General features: G+C 57.1%; 22 protein-coding genes and 1 pseudogene. 16 read left to right on the top strand and 7 right to left on the bottom strand.

The features are described from left to right. Positions 1–130 precede the first annotated feature (130 nt). From malQ to pgsA, 3 genes are all read left to right on the top strand, one after another. Positions 131–1657 carry a 4-alpha-glucanotransferase gene (malQ, locus tag FO488_RS08825; RefSeq protein WP_255516558.1) on the top strand — a complete coding sequence of 509 codons (1527 nt, stop codon included), beginning with the start codon at positions 131–133 and terminating at the stop codon, positions 1655–1657. An 88-nt stretch (positions 1658–1745) separates the two neighbouring features. Further along, on the top strand, positions 1746–2348 hold the full coding sequence (locus tag FO488_RS08820; protein ID WP_149212124.1) for a lytic transglycosylase domain-containing protein: 603 nt from the start codon (positions 1746–1748) through the stop codon (positions 2346–2348). 4 nt (positions 2349–2352) lie between these two features. Next, the gene (pgsA, locus tag FO488_RS08815; protein WP_149210222.1) at positions 2353–2946 is read left to right on the top strand and encodes a CDP-diacylglycerol--glycerol-3-phosphate 3-phosphatidyltransferase; all 594 of its coding nucleotides are present in this window, start codon (positions 2353–2355) and stop codon (positions 2944–2946) included. 109 nt (positions 2947–3055) lie between these two features. Here pgsA and FO488_RS08810 read toward each other — a convergent pair whose 3' ends face one another. Both FO488_RS08810 and FO488_RS19400 read right to left on the bottom strand, forming a co-directional pair. Next, on the bottom strand, positions 3056–3733 hold the full coding sequence (locus FO488_RS08810) for a general secretion pathway protein GspB (protein WP_149210221.1): 678 nt from the start codon (positions 3731–3733) through the stop codon (positions 3056–3058). Positions 3734–3745: 12 nt separating this feature from the next. Continuing rightward, positions 3746–5449 carry an ExeA family protein gene (locus tag FO488_RS19400; RefSeq protein ID WP_168205952.1) on the bottom strand — a complete coding sequence of 568 codons (1704 nt, stop codon included), beginning with the start codon at positions 5447–5449 and terminating at the stop codon, positions 3746–3748. 143 nt (positions 5450–5592) lie between these two features. Here FO488_RS19400 and FO488_RS08800 point away from each other — a divergent pair. Continuing rightward, a pseudogene (locus FO488_RS08800) lies at positions 5593–6629 on the top strand (KamA family radical SAM protein). Here FO488_RS08800 and epmA read toward each other — a convergent pair. Then, positions 6610–7518 (bottom strand): EF-P lysine aminoacylase EpmA, encoded by a 909-nt coding sequence (gene epmA, locus FO488_RS08795; RefSeq protein WP_149210220.1) that lies wholly within the window; start codon positions 7516–7518, stop codon positions 6610–6612. The pseudogene FO488_RS08800 and the gene epmA sit on opposite strands and share 20 nt — an antisense overlap. A gap of 222 nt (positions 7519–7740) precedes the next feature. On the opposite strand from epmA, the gene FO488_RS08790 reads away from it, so the two are divergent. After that, positions 7741–8505 (top strand): substrate-binding domain-containing protein, encoded by a 765-nt coding sequence (locus FO488_RS08790; protein WP_149210219.1) that lies wholly within the window; start codon positions 7741–7743, stop codon positions 8503–8505. A 164-nt stretch (positions 8506–8669) separates the two neighbouring features. Beyond that, the gene (locus FO488_RS08785; RefSeq protein WP_168205951.1) at positions 8670–11120 is read left to right on the top strand and encodes a methyl-accepting chemotaxis protein; all 2451 of its coding nucleotides are present in this window, start codon (positions 8670–8672) and stop codon (positions 11118–11120) included. A gap of 97 nt (positions 11121–11217) precedes the next feature. Here FO488_RS08785 and efp read toward each other — a convergent pair whose 3' ends face one another. The 4 genes from efp to FO488_RS08765 form a co-directional block, all read right to left on the bottom strand. Continuing rightward, positions 11218–11781: an elongation factor P gene (gene efp / locus FO488_RS08780; protein ID WP_149210217.1), complete on the bottom strand. Its 564-nt coding sequence runs from the start codon at positions 11779–11781 to the stop codon at positions 11218–11220. Between the two features lie 90 nt (positions 11782–11871). After that, the gene (gene infA, locus FO488_RS08775) at positions 11872–12090 is read right to left on the bottom strand and encodes a translation initiation factor IF-1 (RefSeq protein WP_149210216.1); all 219 of its coding nucleotides are present in this window, start codon (positions 12088–12090) and stop codon (positions 11872–11874) included. A 161-nt stretch (positions 12091–12251) separates the two neighbouring features. Next, a complete protein-coding gene (locus FO488_RS08770; RefSeq protein ID WP_149210215.1) occupies positions 12252–13592 on the bottom strand; it encodes an MFS transporter in 1341 nt (446 codons plus the stop codon). A gap of 58 nt (positions 13593–13650) precedes the next feature. Continuing rightward, on the bottom strand, positions 13651–14364 hold the full coding sequence (locus FO488_RS08765) for a hypothetical protein (protein WP_149210214.1): 714 nt from the start codon (positions 14362–14364) through the stop codon (positions 13651–13653). A gap of 1076 nt (positions 14365–15440) precedes the next feature. Between FO488_RS08765 and FO488_RS08760 the strand changes: the two genes are divergently transcribed. The 10 genes from FO488_RS08760 to FO488_RS08720 all read left to right on the top strand — a co-directional run bounded on the left by FO488_RS08760 (position 15441) and on the right by FO488_RS08720 (position 21568). Beyond that, on the top strand, positions 15441–15734 hold the full coding sequence (locus FO488_RS08760) for a hypothetical protein (RefSeq protein WP_149210213.1): 294 nt from the start codon (positions 15441–15443) through the stop codon (positions 15732–15734). Next, positions 15731–16867 (top strand): hypothetical protein, encoded by a 1137-nt coding sequence (locus FO488_RS08755; protein WP_149210212.1) that lies wholly within the window; start codon positions 15731–15733, stop codon positions 16865–16867. The genes FO488_RS08760 and FO488_RS08755 overlap by 4 nt, the downstream gene beginning before the upstream one ends. A 40-nt stretch (positions 16868–16907) precedes the next feature. Next, the gene (locus FO488_RS08750; protein ID WP_149210211.1) at positions 16908–17222 is read left to right on the top strand and encodes a hypothetical protein; all 315 of its coding nucleotides are present in this window, start codon (positions 16908–16910) and stop codon (positions 17220–17222) included. A gap of 10 nt (positions 17223–17232) precedes the next feature. Then, on the top strand, positions 17233–17427 hold the full coding sequence (locus FO488_RS08745; protein WP_149210210.1) for a hypothetical protein: 195 nt from the start codon (positions 17233–17235) through the stop codon (positions 17425–17427). Positions 17428–17486: 59 nt separating this feature from the next. After that, positions 17487–17762, top strand: a complete 276-nt coding sequence (locus FO488_RS08740; RefSeq protein WP_149210209.1) for a hypothetical protein — start codon at positions 17487–17489, stop codon at positions 17760–17762. A 45-nt stretch (positions 17763–17807) separates the two neighbouring features. After that, positions 17808–18107 carry a hypothetical protein gene (locus FO488_RS08735; protein WP_149210208.1) on the top strand — a complete coding sequence of 100 codons (300 nt, stop codon included), beginning with the start codon at positions 17808–17810 and terminating at the stop codon, positions 18105–18107. 354 nt (positions 18108–18461) lie between these two features. Next, positions 18462–18596, top strand: coding sequence for a hypothetical protein (locus FO488_RS20345; protein ID WP_255516549.1), 135 nt, complete (start codon positions 18462–18464; stop codon positions 18594–18596). A 93-nt stretch (positions 18597–18689) separates the two neighbouring features. Further along, on the top strand, positions 18690–20063 hold the full coding sequence (locus tag FO488_RS08730; RefSeq protein ID WP_149210207.1) for a hypothetical protein: 1374 nt from the start codon (positions 18690–18692) through the stop codon (positions 20061–20063). After that, the gene (locus FO488_RS08725; protein WP_149210206.1) at positions 20060–20401 is read left to right on the top strand and encodes a DUF2523 family protein; all 342 of its coding nucleotides are present in this window, start codon (positions 20060–20062) and stop codon (positions 20399–20401) included. The genes FO488_RS08730 and FO488_RS08725 overlap by 4 nt, the downstream gene beginning before the upstream one ends. Positions 20402–20404: 3 nt before the next feature. Next, positions 20405–21568 carry a zonular occludens toxin domain-containing protein gene (locus FO488_RS08720; RefSeq protein WP_149210205.1) on the top strand — a complete coding sequence of 388 codons (1164 nt, stop codon included), beginning with the start codon at positions 20405–20407 and terminating at the stop codon, positions 21566–21568. Positions 21569–21586: the final 18 nt, after the last annotated feature.

Genomic DNA, 21586 nt, shown 5'->3' with positions numbered 1-21586 from the left:
GGATGGTTGCCTCGTGAACATAGCTGGTGCTCTCTCGAAACTATACCCGAAAGCCGCCGGGAATTGAATCATATTTTAATGTTTGTCAAAATATTGATTTTATTTGCAAAGCAGGGTTGTCTATGGCTTAATTGCGACAAAACGATTCAGGAGGCAGACAATGCTCAAGAGACGGAGTTGCGGCGTCCTGCTTCATCCAACGTCGCTTCCAGGGCATGACGGCATCGGGACGCTGGGAGACGACGCACGAAGGTTCGTGGACCTGTTGTCGACCATGGGGATGAGCTACTGGCAGGTGCTCCCCCTGACTCCGCCCGCCTGCGGCAACTCCCCCTATTCATCCCTGTCGGCCTTTGCCGGCAACCCCCTCCTGATCGACCTCCGGCAGCTTGCCCGGGAGGGCGATCTGCCGCTTGAGGCGGTCGGCAGCCATTTTCCCGAAGAACGGGTGGACTATGGCGGCGTTTCCGATGTGAAGCCGGGGCTGCTCCACCAGGCGGCGGCAACCTTCCTTGCCGCCGAGAGAAGCTCGCGGACCGAGGAGTTCTGGCACTTCTGCGATACGACGCCCTGGTTGCACGATTTTGCGCTTTTCATGGCGCTCAAGCAGCATTACAAGGGGAAAAGCTGGCAGAAGTGGCCCAAGGAAGCGGCGCTGCTGACGGCGGAAACCTTTGAGAAGGCTTCGCTGAAGCTGGGGCCCGAGATCGGAGCCCAGAAATACCTGCAGTGGCAGTTTTCCCGCCAATGGCAGGCGTTGCGGGCATATGCCGCAAGCCGGGGGGTCTCGTTCATCGGCGACATACCGATATTTGTGGCCTATGATTCGGCCGATGTCTGGCGCAACCGCCACCTTTTCCTGCTTGATGGCCAGGGCAGGCCGACCTCCGTGGCCGGCGTGCCGCCCGACTACTTCAGCCGGACCGGCCAACTCTGGGGCAACCCGCTTTATGACTGGGAAATCCTGGAACACCGGGGATTCGACTGGTGGATCGAACGTTTTCGCCATGCCTTCTCGTTGTTCGATACTGTGCGCATCGACCATTTTCGCGGTTTTGAGGCGGCGTGGCAGGTGCCGGCCCACGAGCGGACAGCGGAGCGGGGAGCATGGGGGGCCGGCCCGGGGGAGCGCCTGTTCGAGGCGGTTCGCTCCGCACTTGGGGCATTGCCCATTATCGCCGAAGATCTTGGCATCATCACCCCCGCGGTAGAGGCCCTGCGCGACCGTTTCGGCTTTCCCGGCATGAAGATTCTGCAATTCGCTTTCGATTCCGGCCCGGCCAACCCCTACCTGCCCCACAATTGTGTCAAAAACTGCGTGGTCTACACCGGGACGCACGATAACGACACCACCCTGGGATGGTATACCGGCCAGGATGAACACCATCGCAGCCTGGTACGGGATTATGTCGGTTCGAACGGGCGCGATATCGTAGCGGACATCGTCCGGATAGCCTTGATGTCCGTGGCCGATACGGTTGTCATACCGTTTCAGGATATTCTCGGCCTGCCGGGCACCGCCCGCATGAATCTCCCCGGCACGGCGTTTGGAAACTGGGAATGGCGTTTTTCCTGGGACATGGTCCACCGGGGGCTGGCCGACGAGATGAATGGGCGGTTGGAACGCTACGGCAGGCGCCGGGGGAACATGACGTGACCTACGTACATGGATTTACTCTTGAACAAATCATTCATATTTGAGACTATGGAAAATTATGCATAGGGATCAAAACATCCGTCATATGATGGTCGTGCCAAGGGTAGCCGCCCTGGCCGGCCTAGGAGCCCTCCTGATCGCGGTCATGCCCGCCCATGCCGATATCTACCGTTATGAGGATGCGGAAGGGATCGTCCACTTTACCGACGCCCCGACGGACAAGCGTTTCAAAGTCTTTATGCGCGACCTTAAAAAGGACAAGCAGTTGCGCACGAGGCTCAAGTTCGCCGCCTCGGTCAACCCGGCCGAATACGATCACATCATCAAGACCTATGCGGATAAATACGGGGTTGACCAGTCGTTGATCAAGGCGGTCATTCATGCCGAGTCCGGCTACAACCCCAATGCCGTTTCCCCCAAGGGGGCCAGCGGCCTGATGCAACTCATGCCGGGAACCGCCAAGTCCCTCAAGGTCGGCAACAGCTTCGATCCGAAGGATAACGTGGAAGGGGGGGTGAAATACCTCCGCTTTCTGCTGGATACGTTCCGCGGGGATGTCTCCCTGGCCGTGGCCGCGTACAACGCAGGACTGAACAAAGTGGCCAGATACGGGGGTATCCCCCCGTACGCCGAAACCCGCACCTATGTCAACCGGGTGTTATCCTACATGCAATCCTATCGGGCGAACTGAATCCATGACGACACGCACCTCCCATCCCATACTCAACATCCCCAATATGCTGACCATGCTTCGGATCGCAGCCATTCCACTCATGGCGTTTCTGCTCCTTTCACCGGCCCAGAGTGCCGGCTTCTGGGCAGCCGCGGTTTTTGCCCTGGCATCCATCACCGACTGGCTGGACGGTTACCTGGCGCGGCGCATGGGGATCGTCACGGTGTTCGGCAAGTTTCTCGACCCCATCGCCGACAAGTTGATCGTGATGGCGGCCCTGATCATGATCCTCCCCTTCGGGAGGGTTCCCGCCTGGATGGTGCTGGTAGTCCTGGGGCGGGAGATCATTATTACGGGGCTGCGGGGGATTGCGTCGAGCGAAGGGATCGTCATTCCGGCCAGCGATCTGGGCAAGTTCAAGACGATCTTTCAGATTGTGGCCATTCTCGGGCTGGTGCTGCATTACGATTACAACTGGTTGTTCGGGATCGACAACCCGCTGGTGCATGTCAACATGCATAATGTGGGGATGTTCTACCTCTGGATCGCCACCCTGCTGACCATTTGGTCCGGTGTGGACTACCTGGTGAAATTCGTCCGGGTGATCGTGCGCTGACCCTGGCCAACAAGGCCGCAACGCCGCAGAAAAGAGACGAGGAGACGAGCGGCGTTCCTGCCTTGAAGTGTGGTCTAGCCCAGCGTCCCTGCGGCGCCCTTTTCATGGATCAATTGGACTTGCCCAGGGGAATGTCGAACCTCTCCCCCTCGTAGCTGAACCGGATGCGATCCTTCCCGATGTCCTCGACCTTCGCCCCATCGACCATTGCCCCCACATAGACCGTGTTCCCGTTCACCACGGCAAGGCTGTCGGCGCTGCCGAAGTGGTAGGCGATGCCGTCCACCCTGAGGGTGGGGATACGCCTGGCAGGGGTTGGCGCGGTGGCGGCCGCCGGCACGGCCGCGGCTCCCGGTTTCGCTTGCCCCGCCGATAACGGCGTGGCGGCGCGGATCTGTTTTGAAGGCTTGACCTTGGCATGGGGCGCGGCGACGGTAACCGGGGCCGGTGTATTCTGTGCCCGAGGCTGCGGTCGGCCGGCAGGCCGGCTTTCCCCGGGGACTTCCACGGCGGCGGGCGGCGGCTGTGCCGCCTGGGGGCGCGCGGCATGCTCCGGCGGGGGGAGAGTGGCTACGGTGACGGCAGGGTTGGCCCCTCGTTTCACGTACAGATAGGTGAGTAGGGACCCGCAGACGAAAAACAGCACCGCCAGCAGGACGACGTTGCGATAGGGAAAGCGGGACGGACCTCCGCCGCGCAGGATTTCGGTATCGATCTTGAGGGCGTCCGGCGTCCGGGCCGATTTTTCCTCTTCCAGCTTTTTCAGCGCCTTGAGAATGGAACTCATCCGTTTGTCCGATCAGTTTCCCTTGAGGGAAGGGATGTTGGCGCCCGTATCGTAGGGCACGAGCACGGCCAGGGTCAGTTCGCCCACCAGATCGTCCGCGGCGATGCCGTGGGAATGCTGGAACGCCCGCACCGCCGCGGCGGTTGCGTCGCCGTAGATGCCGTCGAACGGCCCATGGTACGCACCCGCCTGCCTGAGAAGCCGTTGCAGGGTGCTGATCTCGTTCCGGCGTTCTCCGGGGGTAATCGTGACCGGAATGCGGCCGATGTTCTTCCAGACGAGGTAGAAGGTCCCGGTGGTCAGGGATGCCAACTCCTTCCGATCGACGACGCCCTTGCCGAACAGCGCGGGAGACACGGTCACGCTGTCGCCGCGAACCGCGGTCACGGCAAGGCAGTAGGCCCCCAGGTCACCCGACACCCGGGTCACCGCCAGGAAGGGAAGATCGAAGCGGATGGCTTCGTCGAGCGTTCCCGTGAAGGGCGTCAGGCGCAGCCCCCGCTTGGCGGCGAGACGCGAAAAGGTATCGGGAGTCGTGAGGCGCCCGCCGACCGTGCCGTAGGGTTGCGCCCGCCAACGGGCGATGAGGGCATTCAGGGCGTGCAGATGGGTGCCGGCCTGCTCGTAAGAAAGGAGTTCCTGCTCCAGGCTGGAGATCCGGCGGGACGCCGATGCCGACAACGATGCGGCCTTGGTGGGGGAATTCGCTGTTGTGGCGGATGCCTTCGCCCCGGACGGCTCCGACGTGACGGGAGCGGAGGGGGCGGCAAGGCGGGCCAGCAGGCGCTGCCCCACGTGCCGGAAACGGCCGGATTGCCATTGGGCAGCCCCCAATGCCAGAAGCGCCACCACGGCAATGACCGCGGCGGTCATAGTCGCCAGGCGCTTTGGCGCAAAGCGGTTCCGCGGCAGGTTGAGAATCTCCCTGATGGCCCTGCTGACGATGCTGGCGCCGATATCCCGGCGTTCGTCGCCGTAGGCGATCAGGAGAGCCCGGTCGCAGAGGATGTTGATCATGCGGGGAACGCCGCGGGTGTAGAGATAGATGTATTTGATGGCATAACGGTTGAAGGATACGCCGCCGCTCTCGCCGGCGACCTCCATGCGGTGGCGGATATAGGCGCGGGTTTCGTCCATGCTGATCGGCCGGAGCCGGTAGCGAACGGCGATGCGCTGGTTAATCTGGCGCAATTCCGGTTTGGACAGCAGGTGCTCCAGTTCCGGCTGTCCGGCGAGGATGATCTGGATCAGCTTGTCATCCTCGGTTTCCAGGTTGGAGATGAGCCGGATCTGCTCCAGGGTGGCCGGGTCCAGGTTCTGGGCCTCGTCGATGACCAGGACAACGGTTCTGCCGTTGCTGTTTTCCTCCAGCAGGAAGCGGTTCAGGACCGCCAGCAGTTCGTTGGCGTACTGGCTGCTGGCGTCGATGCCGAACTCGTTGTTGATGCTGCGCAGCAGTTCCACGCCGGTGAGGCTGGGGTTGAAGATCAGGGCCGTACGGTAGTTCTTGTCCTGTAGCTGCCCCAGCAGGGTGCGCAACACCGTGGTCTTGCCGGTGCCCACCTCGCCGATCAGTTCGATAAAACCGTAATGGCTGTTGATGCCGTACAGGAGATGGGCGAACGCTTCCTTGTGATGTTTGCTGAGGAAGATGAAGCGGGGATTGGGCGTCAGGGTAAACGGTTTTTCTTTGAATCCGAAATATTTCGTGTACATGAATACCGCCGTCGCAGCGCAGCAGATGATTTTAATCTGTTGTATATTTCACATAATATGGTTATTTTCAAGACAATTCGGTCGTGCAGACTTGATAGGTGCCCCCGTGAAGCGATTTCACCCCAACCGGAAAGCATGATTTCATGAAATACATCAACTATACCAGTGTAACCATTGACAAACTCAAGATAAATCAATCCGAATTACCGGCCGTGCGCTCGGTGGCGGCCCGCTATCCGTTCCTGGTTTCCTCGTCCTATGCCGGGCTCATCCAGAAGCCGGGCGATGCGATTTGGCGGCAGTGCATCCCCGATGTGCGGGAACTGGAGGATGACGGCCAGCTTCCCGATCCGCTGGCCGAAGTTTCGCTCAGCCCGGTCCCCGGCCTGATCCACCGCTACCCCGACCGGGTCGTGCTGCTCGTCTCGAACCGCTGCCCGGTGTACTGCCGTTTCTGCATGCGCAAGCGCCATGTGGGGTGCGGGGCGGAGCCGCCCGGCGCCGACCGGCTGGATCAGGCAATGGCCTACATCAAGGCGACCCCGGCCGTCCGCGACGTGACGCTCTCCGGCGGCGATCCGCTCATGCTCGACGACGCCTCCCTGCACGACATCCTCACCCGGCTGCGCGCCATCGGCCACGTCGGCATCATCCGCATCGGCACCCGCATCCCGGTCACCCTGCCGGAGCGCGTCACCCCGGAACTGTGCGCCATGCTGAAACGTTTCCATCCGCTCTATGTCAACACCCATTTCAACCATCCCGCCGAGATCACCCCGGCATCGGCCGGTGCCTGCGGCCTTCTGGCCGATGCCGGCATCCAGATGGGCAATCAGACCGTGCTCCTGCGGGGGGTCAACGACGACATCGCCACCATGCGCGACCTGATGTCGGGGCTTTTGGGCATCCGGGTGCGGCCCTACTATCTTCACCAGATGGACCTGGTCAAAGGAACGGCGCACTTCCGCACGCCCCTGGCCAGCGGGCTTGAGATCATCCGGGCGCTGCGCGGGCATATTTCGGGCCTGGGGGTTCCCCACTACGTGATCGACCTGCCGGGGGGAAGGGCAAGGTTCCCCTCTTGCCCGATGCCTTCGAGCGGGACGGGGACACGGTCTATCTCACCACCTACCGGGGTGAGCGGGTTGCCTACCGGGACCTCACAGCTCCTCCGGCGTAAAGGCGACGACATCGTCGATCCTCTCCGCGTCGGCGCAGAGCATGACCAAACGGTCGATGCCCAGGGCTATTCCGGCGGCGGGCGGCATGTTCCCCAGGTCGGCCAGGAACGGCTCGGGGAGGGGGAGGGGCGGGAGACCGGACCGGAGGCGTTTGGCATTGGCCTCACCAAAGCGCTCTCGCTGTTCCCGGGGATCGGTGAGCTCGCTGAAGCCATTGGCGAGCTCCAGGCCGCCGGCATACAGTTCGAAACGCTCGCCCACCGTCGGGTCGCCCGGCTTGAGACGGGCCAGGGCGGCCGCTTCGGCCGGATAATCCATGAGGATGGCCGGCACGTCCCGCGGCAAGGCCGGTTCTATGGCGGTAACCATGATCTCGTCGAAGGTGCCGTCGCGAAGGGCCGTTTCCATGGTCGTGCCGCCGAAACGCTCGAAGGCTTCCCTGACCGTTATCCGCCCGATACCCTTATTGAACTCGATCTTTCGCCCCCGGTACGACAGCGCCGTTCCCCCGCCAACCATTTCGACCACCGCCTTGAGCAGTTCCTCGCAGTCTTTCATGAGAGCGTAGTAATCGCTATCCGCCCGGTACCATTCCAGCAGGGTGAATTCGGGCACATGCCTCGTGCCGCGCTCGTCGCTCCGCCAGCACCGGCAGATTTGGAAAATATCCCCGTATCCGCGGCACAAGAGCCGCTTCATGCAGATTTCCGGCGAGGTGTGGAGATAGCCGGTACCGGCCCGATACGGGTCGATGTACTCCTCGGGGGCGTTGGCGGGGATACGGTGCGGCGTCTCGACCTCCAGGAAACCGCGCGACCGGAAAAATTCCCGGATCACGTGGATTATCCGGGCCCGCAGGTGGAGATTGGCCAAGCGAAATGGCGACATGATCCATCCTTTTCTGAGAAGATCCGTAACGGCTCCAGACTAGCACAGCCTGCCGCGCAAGCTCAACCGGTCATTCATTACCGCGCGAACATAAACGCCAATGATCTGGGCGTGTTGCCGTTTTTTCGCGTATTTAGCTTGAAATGCCGCAATTTCTGGTATAATTTTTCATTAGATTATGATTCCTGACTGAACAGACACCACAGAGGGAGGGGCACCAACATGAAGAGGATTGCACTTGCACTGGCTTTTATGACGGCTGTTACGACAGGAGCCACGACCACGGTTCAGGCGGATGAGATCAAGGTGGGCGGCGGCGGCGCACCAATCGACAACTTCATCCGCCCGGTCCGCGACAGCTTCGAAAAGAAGAGCGGCAACAAGGTCAATATCATCTTCACCAGCGCCACCATCGCTTTCAAACAACTGGCCAACAACGAGATCGACGTGAGCGCCGCCGGTTCGACCTTTGAGGAACTGCTGGCAAGCGCCCGAAAGGATGGGCTGGATGTCAAGGACCCGGCCGCCTATCAGCATGCGGTCATCGGCCAGGGCAATATCTATGTGGTGGTGAACAAGAACAATCCGGTGGGCAAACTGACGGGGGAGCAGGTCAAGGGAATCTTCACCGGCAAGCTTTCCAACTGGAAAGATGTGGGCGGCAGTGACGCACCCATCATCGTCGTCCTGAGCAATCAGAACCCCGCAACCATGGGATCGTTCAAAAAACTGGCCCTGAACAAGGAAGAGTATGCCAAGGACGTCATCGAGGCGGCAAAATTCGAGGACATCAGGAACGTTATCGCCTCCAACCCCGAGGCGGTGGGATTCGGCCCCTATTCGATGATCGACGCGACGGTCAAGAAGGTCGAGACCCCCGACTATGCCCGTCCCATCATCGCCGTGACCAAAGGCAAACCTTCCCCCAAGGTGCAGCAGTTGCTCGACTACATCAAAGGTGAAGGGAAGCAGTTCACCAAGAACTGAATGGCGGCCTGCCGGGAGCGGAGCTGAAATGCTCCGCTCTTCATGCATTTCTTCTTTTTGTTTCCCAATAATCCATCCGTTTCATTTCCCGCGGCATCACCCGTGACGCAGCTTCACCATGCGTACGGATGCCTGTGCGGAGCGAGACCTGCCAGGGGCGTTTCATGACGATCAAAACAAAACTGACGTTGAATGTTGTTATTGTCATTATCATCATTGCCTCCGTGACTGTCGGCAGCATCGTGGGCATGAGCTTTGTGAAGTCGAAACTCCAGTATCTCACCCAACGCAGCACCCCGTTCCAGATGCGGACGGTCGAATTCCAGCGCTTCATCCAGAGCGCCACCGCCTCCCTGGTCAAGGTGGAGGCATCCCGCAACCAGGCGGAATATGGCGCGGCCAAGGCCACCGCTGAAAAGGCCCTGGCGGAGGTGAAAACCGCCCAGGAAAATCTCGAAGCGCTGTCCAACGACGCCAAGAACCAGACCTACGACGAGTTTGTCGCCGTGGCGACCGACATCTACTCCGTAACGGAGAGCAAGCTCAAGGCGGAAGCGGAGGCCAGCGCCGCCAGCAAGACCATCATCGGCAAAATCCGGGAAAGCAACCTGAAGCTGCGGGAACTGGACAAGAAGATCCAGGGGTTGCAGAAAACCTCCTCGTCGCTGTACGCAAAATCCATCGAAACGACGAAAAGCGTATCGGGCAAGGTCCGCGGCATCGAGATGCTCAAACTGGCGCTCAAGGATCTGCAACTGAACCTTTTCGACCTGCAACGGGCCACAACGAGGAAGGCGCTTATCCTGGCCCAGGGAAAGTTCAACACCTCCATCAATAAAATCCAGCAGAGCGACTACCTCAAGGCGTCCCCGCACCTGTCGGGAGAACTCCATCATATTTCCGCCAAATCCGCCGAGTTGATCAAACTGCTCGGCGCCTCCGTCGGCCAGACCAGCACCGATAGCGCCAACCGCGACGCCCTGGTCAAGGAGGTCAACGACAAGATCGGCGCCATGATGCTCGTCATCGAACAGGAGATGACGACCGCCGGCGAGACCTACACGACGGAAACCGGACGCCAGGGGGGACTCTTCAGCCAAAACAGCACGGCTACCGGCATACTGGTGGACAATTCAGAGCTCATCTCCCTCGGCCTCACGGTCGAGGGCATGTCGTCGCGCCTGTTCACCCTGGCCACCGCCAAGGAGGTGACGGATGCCGAAGGCGAGATCCAGCGCACCTTTGCCCGCATCGACAAACTGCGGGGGGAACTGGACAAGAAACTGACCAGCGTGCGCGCCCAGCAAGAACTGCAGATCCTGCGGGGGGCCGTGGCCAGCCTCACGACCATCAGAGGCCTGTTGCTGGCGAAGGACGGCGTAATCGCCAAGATCCAGAACAGAATCGCCATGGAGGCGAAGGCCGCCGCCGTAACCGCAAAAATGAACGAGATAGTAGCCAAGCAACTGGAGCGTGGAAAAAGTACGGTCAGTGTCGCCCAGGGCGACCAGGAGAAGGCGATCCTGACGGTCAACAGGATGGTCAACTTTACGACGCTTCTGATAGCGGGGATCAGCATCGGGGCGGTGATATTCGGCATCATCTTCGGCATCTGGGTCTACCACTCCATCTCCCGGCCGTTGAACACCCTCCAGCGGGTTTCCCGCAGTGTGGCCAACGGTGAGCTGAATACGGATATTTCCGGGGCCGGGACCGATGAAATCGGCAAGGTCCAGGAATCCATGGCCGTCATGGTCGGCAACCTGCGCGATATGGTCGGCAAGATCAAATCGGCCACCTTCAGCCTGGCAAGCAGTTCCGACCAGATGTCGGCCACCTCCACCACCCTGGAAAAGGGGGCGGGGGAACAGACCGCCCGTATCGAGCAGTCGGCGGCGGCCATTACGGAAATGTCCCAGACGACGCTGGAAGTGGCGCGCAACACCGCCGAGACGTCCGAAGCGGCGGAAAACATGAAGCGCATCGCCATGGATGGCAAAAATGTGATGCAGAATACCATGACGGAACTGGCATCGTTTGCCGACATGGTGAAGGATGCCTCCCGAAAGGTGGAGGACCTGGGGGCGCAGTCTGAGGAGATCAGCAATATTGTCACGCTGATCAAGGATGTTGCCGATCAGACCAATCTGCTGGCGCTCAACGCGGCCATCGAAGCGGCCCGCGCCGGCGATATGGGACGCGGATTCGCCGTGGTCGCCGACAGCGTCCGGAAGCTGGCGGAGCGTACGACCGAGGCCACGGATGACATCGCGCGCACCATCACCAAGATGCAGTCGAGCGTTACGGAGTCGGTGGACTGCATGAAAACGGAGCGGGAATCGGTGGAGAAGGTGCTGGAACACGTCAACCAGACCCTGGCATCCATCGACAGCATCGTGGCCTACGTGGGCCAGGTCACCGACATGGTCCAGCGCATTGCGGTCGCCACGGAAGAGCAATCATCCACCTCCGAGGATGTGTCGAAGAATATGAACGAAATAGCGGGCATCACCAGAAATATCCAGGGTTCGTTCACCGACATCAAAAACTCGTCGGTAAGCCTTTCCGCCCTTGCCTCGGAACTGAACGTCATGGTCGAGTGGTTCAAGGTGTAGCTGTTTTTCGGATGATGGCACAATAAAAAAACCCGTCTTTTCAGGCGGGTTTTTTTATTGTTATGTTCCGAACGGGGACTCTTGCTTTGTGGTGCCGTTATCCCTTAACGCGGGTGGAATATTCACCGGTACGGGTATCGATAGTGATCAACTCACCCTCATCGATAAAGGGCGGTACCCTGAGGACGTATCCGGTTTCCACCGTGGCGGGCTTGGAATCGTTGCCGCTGGTATCACCCTTGGCCCAGGTCTCCGTCTGGATGACGCGCAGGTTGACGAAGTTGGGAAGCGCAACGCCGATGGCCTTTTCACCGAACAGCATGACATCCACCTTGAGGTTTTCCAGCAGGAAGTTCTTGGCATCGCCCATGGCCTCTTCCTCCATGACGACCTGTTCGTAGGTCTGCTGATCCATGAAGGTATAGTGGGTGCCCTCTTTGTAGAGGTACTCCATCTGGCGTTCCTCCAGGCTGGCCGGCTCAAAGGTCTCACCGGAACGGTAGGTGCGGTCGAGGATGGTTCCGTTGATCATGTTGCGCATCTTGGTCCGGTAGAGCGCCTGGCCTTTACCCGGTTTGGTAAAGTCGAAGGCGATGACGATGTAGGGATCACCGTCGAGGGTAATCTTCAGCCCCTTTTTCAGATCTGCTACTGTGTACATTCGTTCCTCACTGAAATAAATTGGGTATTCGAAATACGACAAAGCCCATCTTGCGGACGGGCTATCGTACCAGCCGGCTCGTGGGAGGTGTTATTTGGCGCGATAGGTGATCCGGCCACGGCTTAAGTCATAGGGGGACAACTCTACCGTCACCTTATCGCCGGGAAGGATTTTGATGAAGTATTTTCGCATCTTGCCGGAAATATGGGCAAGGACCACATGGTCGTTTTCCAGTTTGACGCGGAACATGGCGTTAGGCAGTGGCTCGATGACGGTTCCTTCTACTTCAATCGCTTCTTCTTTGCTCATACCGAAGGGGGCTCCTCATGCATTCATATGTTGCGAAACTTTCTTACATTACTGACAGTCACGCAAAATTGCAAGTTTAATTACGCAGATTTGCTCAATTACTGGTGTTTTGACGATTTCACGAGGGGGGTTGATGGATCGTCGGCACGGTGATGGCCGGTTTAGCGGCGCCCGGTTGCCGGATGTTCAGCCCCATGCGGTTCCCCTGGTGCCGGCGTTTGTCCGTCGTCTGCGGGCAAACCGCCGATTATCCCCATACGAAGATAAATCGGACGGATCTTCTCCCTGATTTTCGGCAGGTTCCGGGCAAATGCCGCTGCGCCGACCAGGCAGAATCCCGCTCCGGCCAACAACGTGTACCGGCCGCCGACGAGGTCGGCCATGGCGCCGGCACCGAGGCTCCCGAGGGGCGCCATCCCCAGGAAGGCCATGGTGAAAAAGCTCATGACCCGCCCTCGCTTGTCTTCCTCGAGTATGGTCTGAATTATGGTATTGCAGGATGCCACCAGGGTGATAGAGCCAAATCCCGCCATGGCGAGGGCTGCCAGGGAGAGGGGAAGGTAGCTCGACAGGGCGAACAGGGCGATGCCCACGGCGAAGAGGATGACGGCCACGACTATTATCCGGCCGAGCCCCACGACATTCCGGCGGGAGGCGAGGTAGAGGGTGCCGATGAGGGCGCCGCAGCCGGCTGAGGTCATGAGGAAACCGAAGGTATGGGCCCCGCCGTGGAGGATCTCCTTGGCAAAGACCGGTATGAGGACGGCATAAGGCATCCCCATCAGGCTGACAAAGGCGACAAGCAGCAAAATGCTCCGTATGGGGCCAAAGCCAAAGGCGTAGCTGAACCCCTCGCGGAGTTCCTGCAGCACGTGCCGTTGCCGGGGGCGGGGAGGGCGGGGCGCGATGCGCATGGCGGCAAGCGCCATGATGACTGCCAGGTAGCTGATGCCGTTGATGATGAAACAAACCCCTTCGCCCACCGATGCAACCAGCAACCCGGCAACGGACGGTCCTATGAGGCGGGCGCCGTTCACCATGGAGGAATTGAGGGCGATGACATTGCCCAGATCCTCACGATGTTCGACCAACTCAACGACAAAGGACTGGCGTATGGGAATTTCGAATGCCGTGATGACGCCGAGAAGCAGGCTGAGCAGGATAACCAGCCAAATCTGGGCAAAGCCGGCCAGAACGGCGGTTGCCAGAAAGGCCGCCTGGAACATGGCGAACGTCTGGTTGATCATGAGAAGGCGGCGGCGGTCCCACCGGTCGGCCAGCACGCCGGCGACAGGGGCGATGAGGAACGTGGGGATTTGACTGGTAAAACCGATAACACCAAGAAGAAGGGCCGATCCGGTCAGGCGGTAGACAAGCCAGCTCATGGCCACCTGCTGCATCCAGGTGCCAATGAGGGATATCCCCTGGCCGGCAACGAAAAATCGGTAATTCCTGGAGCGCAATGCCCTCAACAGGCCATGTTCACGGGAATTTACGCCCACGATCGGTAATCCTCAGGGGCCATAATCACCCCAAATTCTGTACGTTGGCGTCAAAACGTTACTTTTTGAACAACTTTTCAATAATCTCGGCTTGATCGACCACGGCAGCCGCCAGCCTGCCATATTCTTCTGGGGTTTTCGCCACTTCAAAACGCTTCATGATGTCGGCGAACTTTTTTACTTCCTTTATCCCACCATGGGCCGTGACTTGGGGGATCAGTTGCTGCCACGACAAATGCAGCTTGGTAACGGTATCGGAGAGGTCAAAAACACTTTCGGTTTCCGAGAGGATCTCCAGCTTGCGCCCGCAATAGCCGATAACCGCAACGTTTATCGGCGTAGCCGCATTATGGGTTTCGGCCAGCCGGGCACCAAGCAGCATGATCTTGTTTGCCGATTTCATTGAAGCTATTCGATCTTGCACAGCAACGGCGCGCTCAAGGTCCGTTGTAACCCCCATAAGGTTCTTATAATAGGGGATATCCTTGTCGTGCATTATACCCGAGATGGTCTGTTCCGCCCTCATAAGGGAACTGACTTTTTTGTCGAGATGTTTCCAATGATTTATTTTCGATTTCTCGTAAATATCCCTGGCGTTGCCGATCAATGTCTCAAGTTCGTTTGCAGGGGCGCTGGGAGTGGGCGAATTGGCAACAGGGGGCCTGAACTGTCCGGCAAAACAGATCGAGGAGCCAAAAACGAAAGCGGTCAGGAGCAAAATGGCAACAACTTCCGAGATACGATGCACGTGAACTGACGATTTCTTATTCATAAGACTTTCATATATGCTGCCACGACCACGGCAGAAAATGCGGATAATTGGTGCAGCCGCCCGACAAATTTTGGATAATGTAAATATTAATACGCTTAATCGCCATACTTTTCAAGTGGTGGGGTGTGCGCGCTGACTCATGGGTTAGTTAAATTGGGAATTTATAGGAAAGGAATGCTCGGGGCGGCCACGATAATTTTCGATGTATGACTATGCTTGACACAAAACTTAACGCCGTGCGCCATTTCTGTTCGCTGCCGTTATGCGCAGGTCGATTGCGGAGGGAAGCAAAGATGGCCTCAAGCACGTGCCCGAGGCCATCGATGTCGAGACTGCCCAGCATATCATCCGTGGTCCAGACAGTAGACCAGTAATGAGGCAAGCCGAAACCGTCAACCAACAGCCTTATTTGGGTTCAAAACGCAACACAAATAAAATGACGGGTCCCGCCCATAAGTTATATTATGTTAAGTACAATTAATATTGCAACTGAGCGATATTACTTAACTTATCGGAATAATATATATTTATGGGGTGTCCCATGTCTCGCCCTCACAAATTTCTGCTTTCATTGTCCGACGACGAATACAAGCGCCTCACTCTGCTTGTAAAAAGCTACAGGATCGCCAGCTCCTGCCGCGTCACCAAGTCGGACATACTCCGTCGAGGCCTCTTCTGTCTCGAACACCAAACAAAACTGCCTTTCATCGCCGACTCTGAAGAGTCGGCAACAGTAAGCCCGCGTAAAAGGGTTTTCGCGGGGTCCACAACATGATCCTCACTCACCCCTGCGGCAATCCGAGAAAACGCCTCTACGCGGCTTCTAGCGCCTCGCCCCTCCGCTGTGTCTGCTCGCGCCCTCGAAACAACGCCTTTGACTTGCGCCGTTACAACCCTGCGTCGCGGTTGCCCATGGCCGCCAGAGGCGGCCTGGACAACGCGACGCAAAAGGCGCGTTTTTACCTGTTGCGTTTTCAACACATTTTCTCGCCAGTACGGCTAATAGTATCACCCGTACTGACTGCAACTTTTTGCAGTATCCGACTTGAAGAGTCCTTTTTGTATGGAGGGCAAAAATGACTCAAAACATCTCCCTCAATGGTCGCATCATTCATAAGTTCGACGGCCAACGTTTTATCGACTCATTTGTCCACCACTGTTTCGAATGCAACGCCCTTCTGCCAATCCTCGCGGACGATAATCACTATGTCCATTGCGAAAATTGCCCCACAAGCTACGACCTACTCAAACATCGCCCGGTTCATCCCTCAGAACAGCGCGTCATAGCTAAACCGCGCCCTGACGGCACCATCGCACGGCGTTATGTAAACTACAGCGGCCAACTTTGTCTTTTCGGTGGTGTCGAATGATCGACACGATCAAGCTTGCATATCCCCTTGATCGCAAACTAAACCTGCTCCTGGAGCAGAGCGCTGAGAGACTGCAAAAAATCTCCCCTGACGGTGAAATCCTCTGGGAAAAAAGCGTGGTCCGTGGTGATTGCATGCCATCCCACTACTCCGGCCTCCGAATCACCACCCGCCAAGCCAAAGACCTCCTTGATCTCGGCTTTGCTGTTAAAGACGACACATCCAGCAAAGACGTTGCATTCTTCGAATTCAGCTTGCAGAAATGGCAGAGTCCATCAGCTTACAACAACAAAAACACCAGCCTTGAAACGGACCTCTTAGCCCTCCACAGGTGGATTCACTCCCTTTCTATCGCTCTTGGTTACGACTTCACCCCTGAGCGGTTCGCTATATATCGCGTTGACTTGTCCCAAAACTTCCTGATGTTGAACGCCTCGCCCGTCGACTACCTCCGAGTATTGGAACTTCGACTGAGCAAACATCCAACCAGCGATGAAAGGACAGAACGAAAAGGCCACATGATAGCCCTCCGGTCTAGTTGGGTCGGGAAAAAGCTCTATTACAAAGGACAGGAATTCCTGGACGTCGAACGGAAGAAACACAAACACCTATACAGCGACAAATACTGCGCAGACGACGCACAAGTGGACCGCTGTAGCGAACTGGTGCCGCTTTCACCGTCAGAAATCGACGATCTCATGCGAATGGTCAGATTCGAGCTTGAATTCAAGCGACATTATCTTACGAGGTATCAAATGGACAAAATCAAGGACATCCCCAAACTGGTTGAACGCTTTGACAACGAAAAAGCGAAATACATAGACATTCCCATACTCGTCAAAGGCGAAATACGCGGCGTACTGGCTTTATCAGCCCATGAAAACCAAATCATCGAACTGGTCCGGCGCTTTGGCCTCAAAGAAGCTAAAAACCAATACACGGCGCATAAATCCGAACGATCCTGGTATCAGCACAAGCGAAACCTTGCATCCCGGAATATCCACCTGGAAGCCCTCGACAACATCGAATACCGCTACACAGGGCTTGAGATCTTCCACAATCCGGAACAACTCAAATTTCAGATGCAGCTTGCTCCATTCCAGGAAGCGGATGAAGACCGTCTGGCAGCGTAACAAGGCCCAAAGGCCATAAACTACAAAAGGAGAAACGACAATGGCAATCATGGAAATGAGAGTGTACGGCGTACTGGCAGGCAACGAGGCAAGGACCGACAACAAATCGGGCCTCAAATACCAAAAGGTATCCCTCATGACCGAAGGCGGCAAAAAGCTGGAATTCAAGGTCATGGGACCATTTCACGGTTTTGGTGACAGAACCTGGGGCGACAAGATCACCGTCAACATCGACTCCCCGAACCTCATCCTGGCCAACTACGGCGACATGCTCTTCGAATGCGCCGGACTGGTCCTGGCAACCGCAAAGCCCAACGCAGCCGCCCCGGCACCGCCCCTCAAGGCCGCTGCATAGGAGGTAGGTAATGCTTCTCGTACTGCTCATACTAACCCTGCTGGCAATCGTTCCCATGCCAGCCGTCGCCGCCTGGACCCCCATGATCCAGGTCAGCGACTTCGACGGCATCAAGACCGACGTCACCGCCGTTGCCACCGGCATCATCATGATCCTTTTGATCATCATCGGCATCGGTCTCCTGGTCAAGGTTCTTGGCCGCTAACCCATATACACCCTGTTTCCGGGACAGGATTGTATAAAACCACCACAAAGGAGAAAGCCATGTTTCAGAAAGTCAAAAACTTCGCAGTAACCGTCTACCGCAAGGCAAAAGAACACGTCGTTGCGGGTGTAACCGCCGTAACCGCCACCGCATCGGCCATCTTCGGCACCGCTGAACCGTCCCATGCCGCCAACGCCACCCTTGACCCCGTGTTCGCCGCATTCGACACCACGGGACTCCAGGCCAACATCACCACCATCCTCATGGCCGGTGTCCTCATCCTGCTGCTGTTCGTCGGCTACAAGTACCTCAAAAAAGCCGGCAACCGCATGTAATGAACCTGGGGGAGCTTCGGCTCCCCCTAACCCTTGGGGCACACCATGACGCCAACAACCATCAACGACCTTCTGTTTCAAGCAATCTCCCAGGCAACCGGCGGCATCATCACCGACGTGCAAAGCGTCATTGTCGCCATGGTCGCCGTGTTCTTCATCATGATCGCCCTGGATCAACTCAAGGACACCTTTGAACACGTCTTGCGTGATCGCCGCGCCAAAACCCTTATTGAACAAGCCAGGATAGAGCGCAGCATCTACACTAATCCAGACGTAGATCCCGTCAGCCGTGACATTATCAGAGCCCGCTACCGGGCCAAAATCCGTGAACTATCGGGGAACTGACATGAAACGCGCACTCCTTATCGCCTGTATCCTCCTGACCGCCTGTGCCGCCCCTGAGAAACCATACCGCCCCGGCTACCCTGAAATCGGCTCTAGGTCATGGCACAACTACATGACCGACAAAACCTATCTCAACAGGAGGTAACGCCATGATCCTGGACACCACATGGTTTGGCTACGGCGCCGGCCTCGTCATGGTCGGCTGGTTCGCCGGCATGACCGTCAACCTCATCCTCACCGCCATCAGGAGCATACGGTAATGACTCCCGAACTCATCACCCAGGCTGTCTCATTCTTCGTCGGCGCACTCTCCGCCATCGCCTTTGTCATGGCAATCAACACGAGGTTCTGACCATGATCCAGCTACCCCCCGGCTTCGACTACAACCAGCTTTACGCTGATTTCATATCCTTCTTCGTGCCCCTGGTGCCTATCATCTGCGTGATCGTCGTCTACGGCATCATCAAGAAAGCAGGAAACGCCCTATGAGAACCGACTTCGAAGCCATACGCTTCCGCTTCCTCGTTGTGGGCTTTATCGGCCTCTTCTTCATCATCGGCTTTGTCCGTTGGGTGATCTCCCATGCGTAAAACCGTACTGACGATCATCCTTATCCTCTCCATGGCCCTTCCGGCAAAGGCTTTCTTGCCTCTTGCCATTCCTCCGGCCTACTTCGCCGCCTCCTTGGCCCTACATGTCGCTGCCGCTGCCGTTGGAATTTATTACGCCATGAAACAGGGATCATCCTCTTCTGTTGATACATCCGGCAATATCACCCGTCCCAGTCAGGTTACCTACATTGATTTGACTCTCAATCCCCCCGCAGTTGTTGAAAAATCCATTACTGCGAAAATCCCCTATTCAGACGTAAAAAACATATCAGACAAGCATCCGTCTGATTATCCCAATATACAAAACTCTCTTTATTCAACCACTGATCCCAATTATCCCCCTTACGATGGTTCTAAAGCGCAAACTGCTGGTACAAAATTTTCTGTGGGTAATACCGGTTATCATATTATCGGGTCACAGGGTAAGTGGACTTTTAGCTCTTATGCTGCCGCTCTCTCCGGTCTTGGCCAAACCCCTGGAGTTGTCTACGGTGGAAATACCATCGTTGCAATATACCAGAGTGGTTCTGCTTATGTTGGCGAGCGTTACGTTTGCCAATCTGATGGGGCTACTACTCCGGTCAAAATGACGAATACCCCTCCCGCATTCGCGGGGAAAATGGCTTCCTCTGGTGGTTCCGGTGCTGTCAATCCTGCTTATCAGGCCGAAATTGACAAGATGATGCAAGACCCCAATTATGTGCCTACCTTCACCGATGATACTACGGGCCTTCCCTATGCCCCCCCGCCATCGTCAAGCGTTATGACTCCGTCTCAGTTGCAGACGTATAACGCCAATGGCCAGGCACAACAATCGGCACAAGACGCCGCGACCTCTTCCGGCAATGCCGCAACCAATGCCGGCAACGCTTACACCAATTCCGGGGGCAATCTTGCCACTGGTCAAGGTGGTGATCCCGCACTCTATCAAAAGTATCTCGATGCTCTAGCCGCTCAGAAAGCCGCACAAGCTGCCGCTGACAAATTGGCTGCAGATCAGGCTGCACAACAGGAATCCGGCACCGACGATTCCAGCTACACCGGCACCTTCGACGGCTCCACCCCTTACGGCGACCAATCCAAGGACTTCAACTTCGGCACCCGCTTTCAAACCTTCGTCAACCAGATGAAGGGCACCGCCATCTTCTCCCTGCCGAATCAATTCCTGGCCGGCATCCCCTCTAGCTCCACCTCGTCCATGTCATTCTCCGGGGGCAGATTCGGCCAGTTCAGCTACGACTTCGCCCAATTCAACGGCGTCTTTGTGGTTCTGAAAGCCATCGTCCTGGTGCTGTTCGGGTGGGTATCCATCAGAATTGTACTGCTCAAGGGAGGATCGCAATGATTGTCGAAGGGATTAACGCCATTGTCGAGTTTGTCGGCAAGTTCTTCGAACTGCTCCTGACCGCCCTTAAATGGATTCTGGACGGTGCCCTGTACGTCCTCAAGGCCGGACTGTTCTTTGTCTTTGACGGCCTCTTAACCGCCGTTGTCGCCATTGTGGGCGCACTGGATATCGGCACCCTGATAACCAACGTCGCCGGCCTGTGGTCTGGCCTGCCGCCGCAACTGCTCTACGTCATCAACGCCACCGGCATTCCCACGGGCATGTCGATGCTGGCCTACGCCATCGTTATCCGGTTGATTCTCAATCTCATACCTGCGGCGTTCACGAGGATCTAGAACATGATCGTTTTCTTCGTCGGCACTCCCGGCTCCGGCAAGAGCTATGAAGCCGTCAAAAAGGTCTACGACAATATCAAGCTTGGCCGGGTGGTCTGCACCAACATCGACGGCATGGACGAACAGGAACATCAGGAATACTTGAAGAACCTGCTCAACCTGGACGACTACGAATTCGGCACCCGGTTCCGCTTCCTGGACAGAAACCAAGTGCTCAACTTCTGGGGCACGGAGTCAAAGACCTATACCCGCATGATCGACGGTGAAGAGGTTTCGTTCACAAGGGATGAGTATATCTGCCCCAAAGGTTCGCTCATCATCATCGACGAGGCGCACAAGCATTTCAACGCCAGGGATTGGCAGAAACAGGAAAACCGGGCCTTGGCCGATTGGGCCTCGACTCACCGGCATGACGGCTACGATGTGGTGCTTATCACCCAGGATATTGAGAAGGTTGAAAAACAGGTGAGAACCCTCACCGAGTGGACCTATTATTTCCGCAAGGTCAATTTCCTCGGTGGAGCCGTAACAAAAAAGTACCTCTGCTACTCATACACCGGCGACGATCACAACGGTCAGCCCCTGGCCAAGAACGTCCGTTCCTACAACCCCAAGATATTCCCCTGCTATAAGTCCTATACGACCGCAGACGCCAAAGAAGTAGGCTTCATGCAGCATATCAACATCCTCAAACATCCGGTGTTCTTCGCCCTGCCCCTGGTGCTGCTCTTCTGCTTCTATATGTTCTCTAAAAGCAGCTTTGCGACCGGGGATCTCTTTGGCACCGGCAAACGCATGAAGGATGCACAAGCCAAGATCGAGCTACAAAGAAAACAACAGAATCAGACGGCACAACCGAAACTGCAACCACCGCCGCCACCTGCTCCGGCCATGCCTGTGCCTCCTGTGCCTCCTGTGTCTCCTGTGTCTCCTGTGTCGGCTGTTCCGGCTCAGGCTCCGCAACTGCAACCGCCGTTAACTTCGGTGACGGTAACGGCTCCCGGAACACAACCGGAATTATCACCTGCGATCGCAGCCGCTACAGGTCCGCCTCGTGTCGTTGGCTCTATATCTGCCGATAAAAAAACTTTTCACCTGCTGCTATCCGATGGCCGTATGGTTCAAACAAGGCGTAACATCGGGATTGGAACCATCTACATCAAATGACAAAGGGCCGATTTCTCG

The organism is Geobacter sp. FeAm09, assembly GCF_008330225.1.
Taxonomy (GTDB): domain Bacteria; phylum Desulfobacterota; class Desulfuromonadia; order Geobacterales; family Pseudopelobacteraceae; genus Oryzomonas.
Note: the sequence above shows the minus strand (reverse complement) of the source record. Positions and strands in the feature narration are given on the sequence as shown.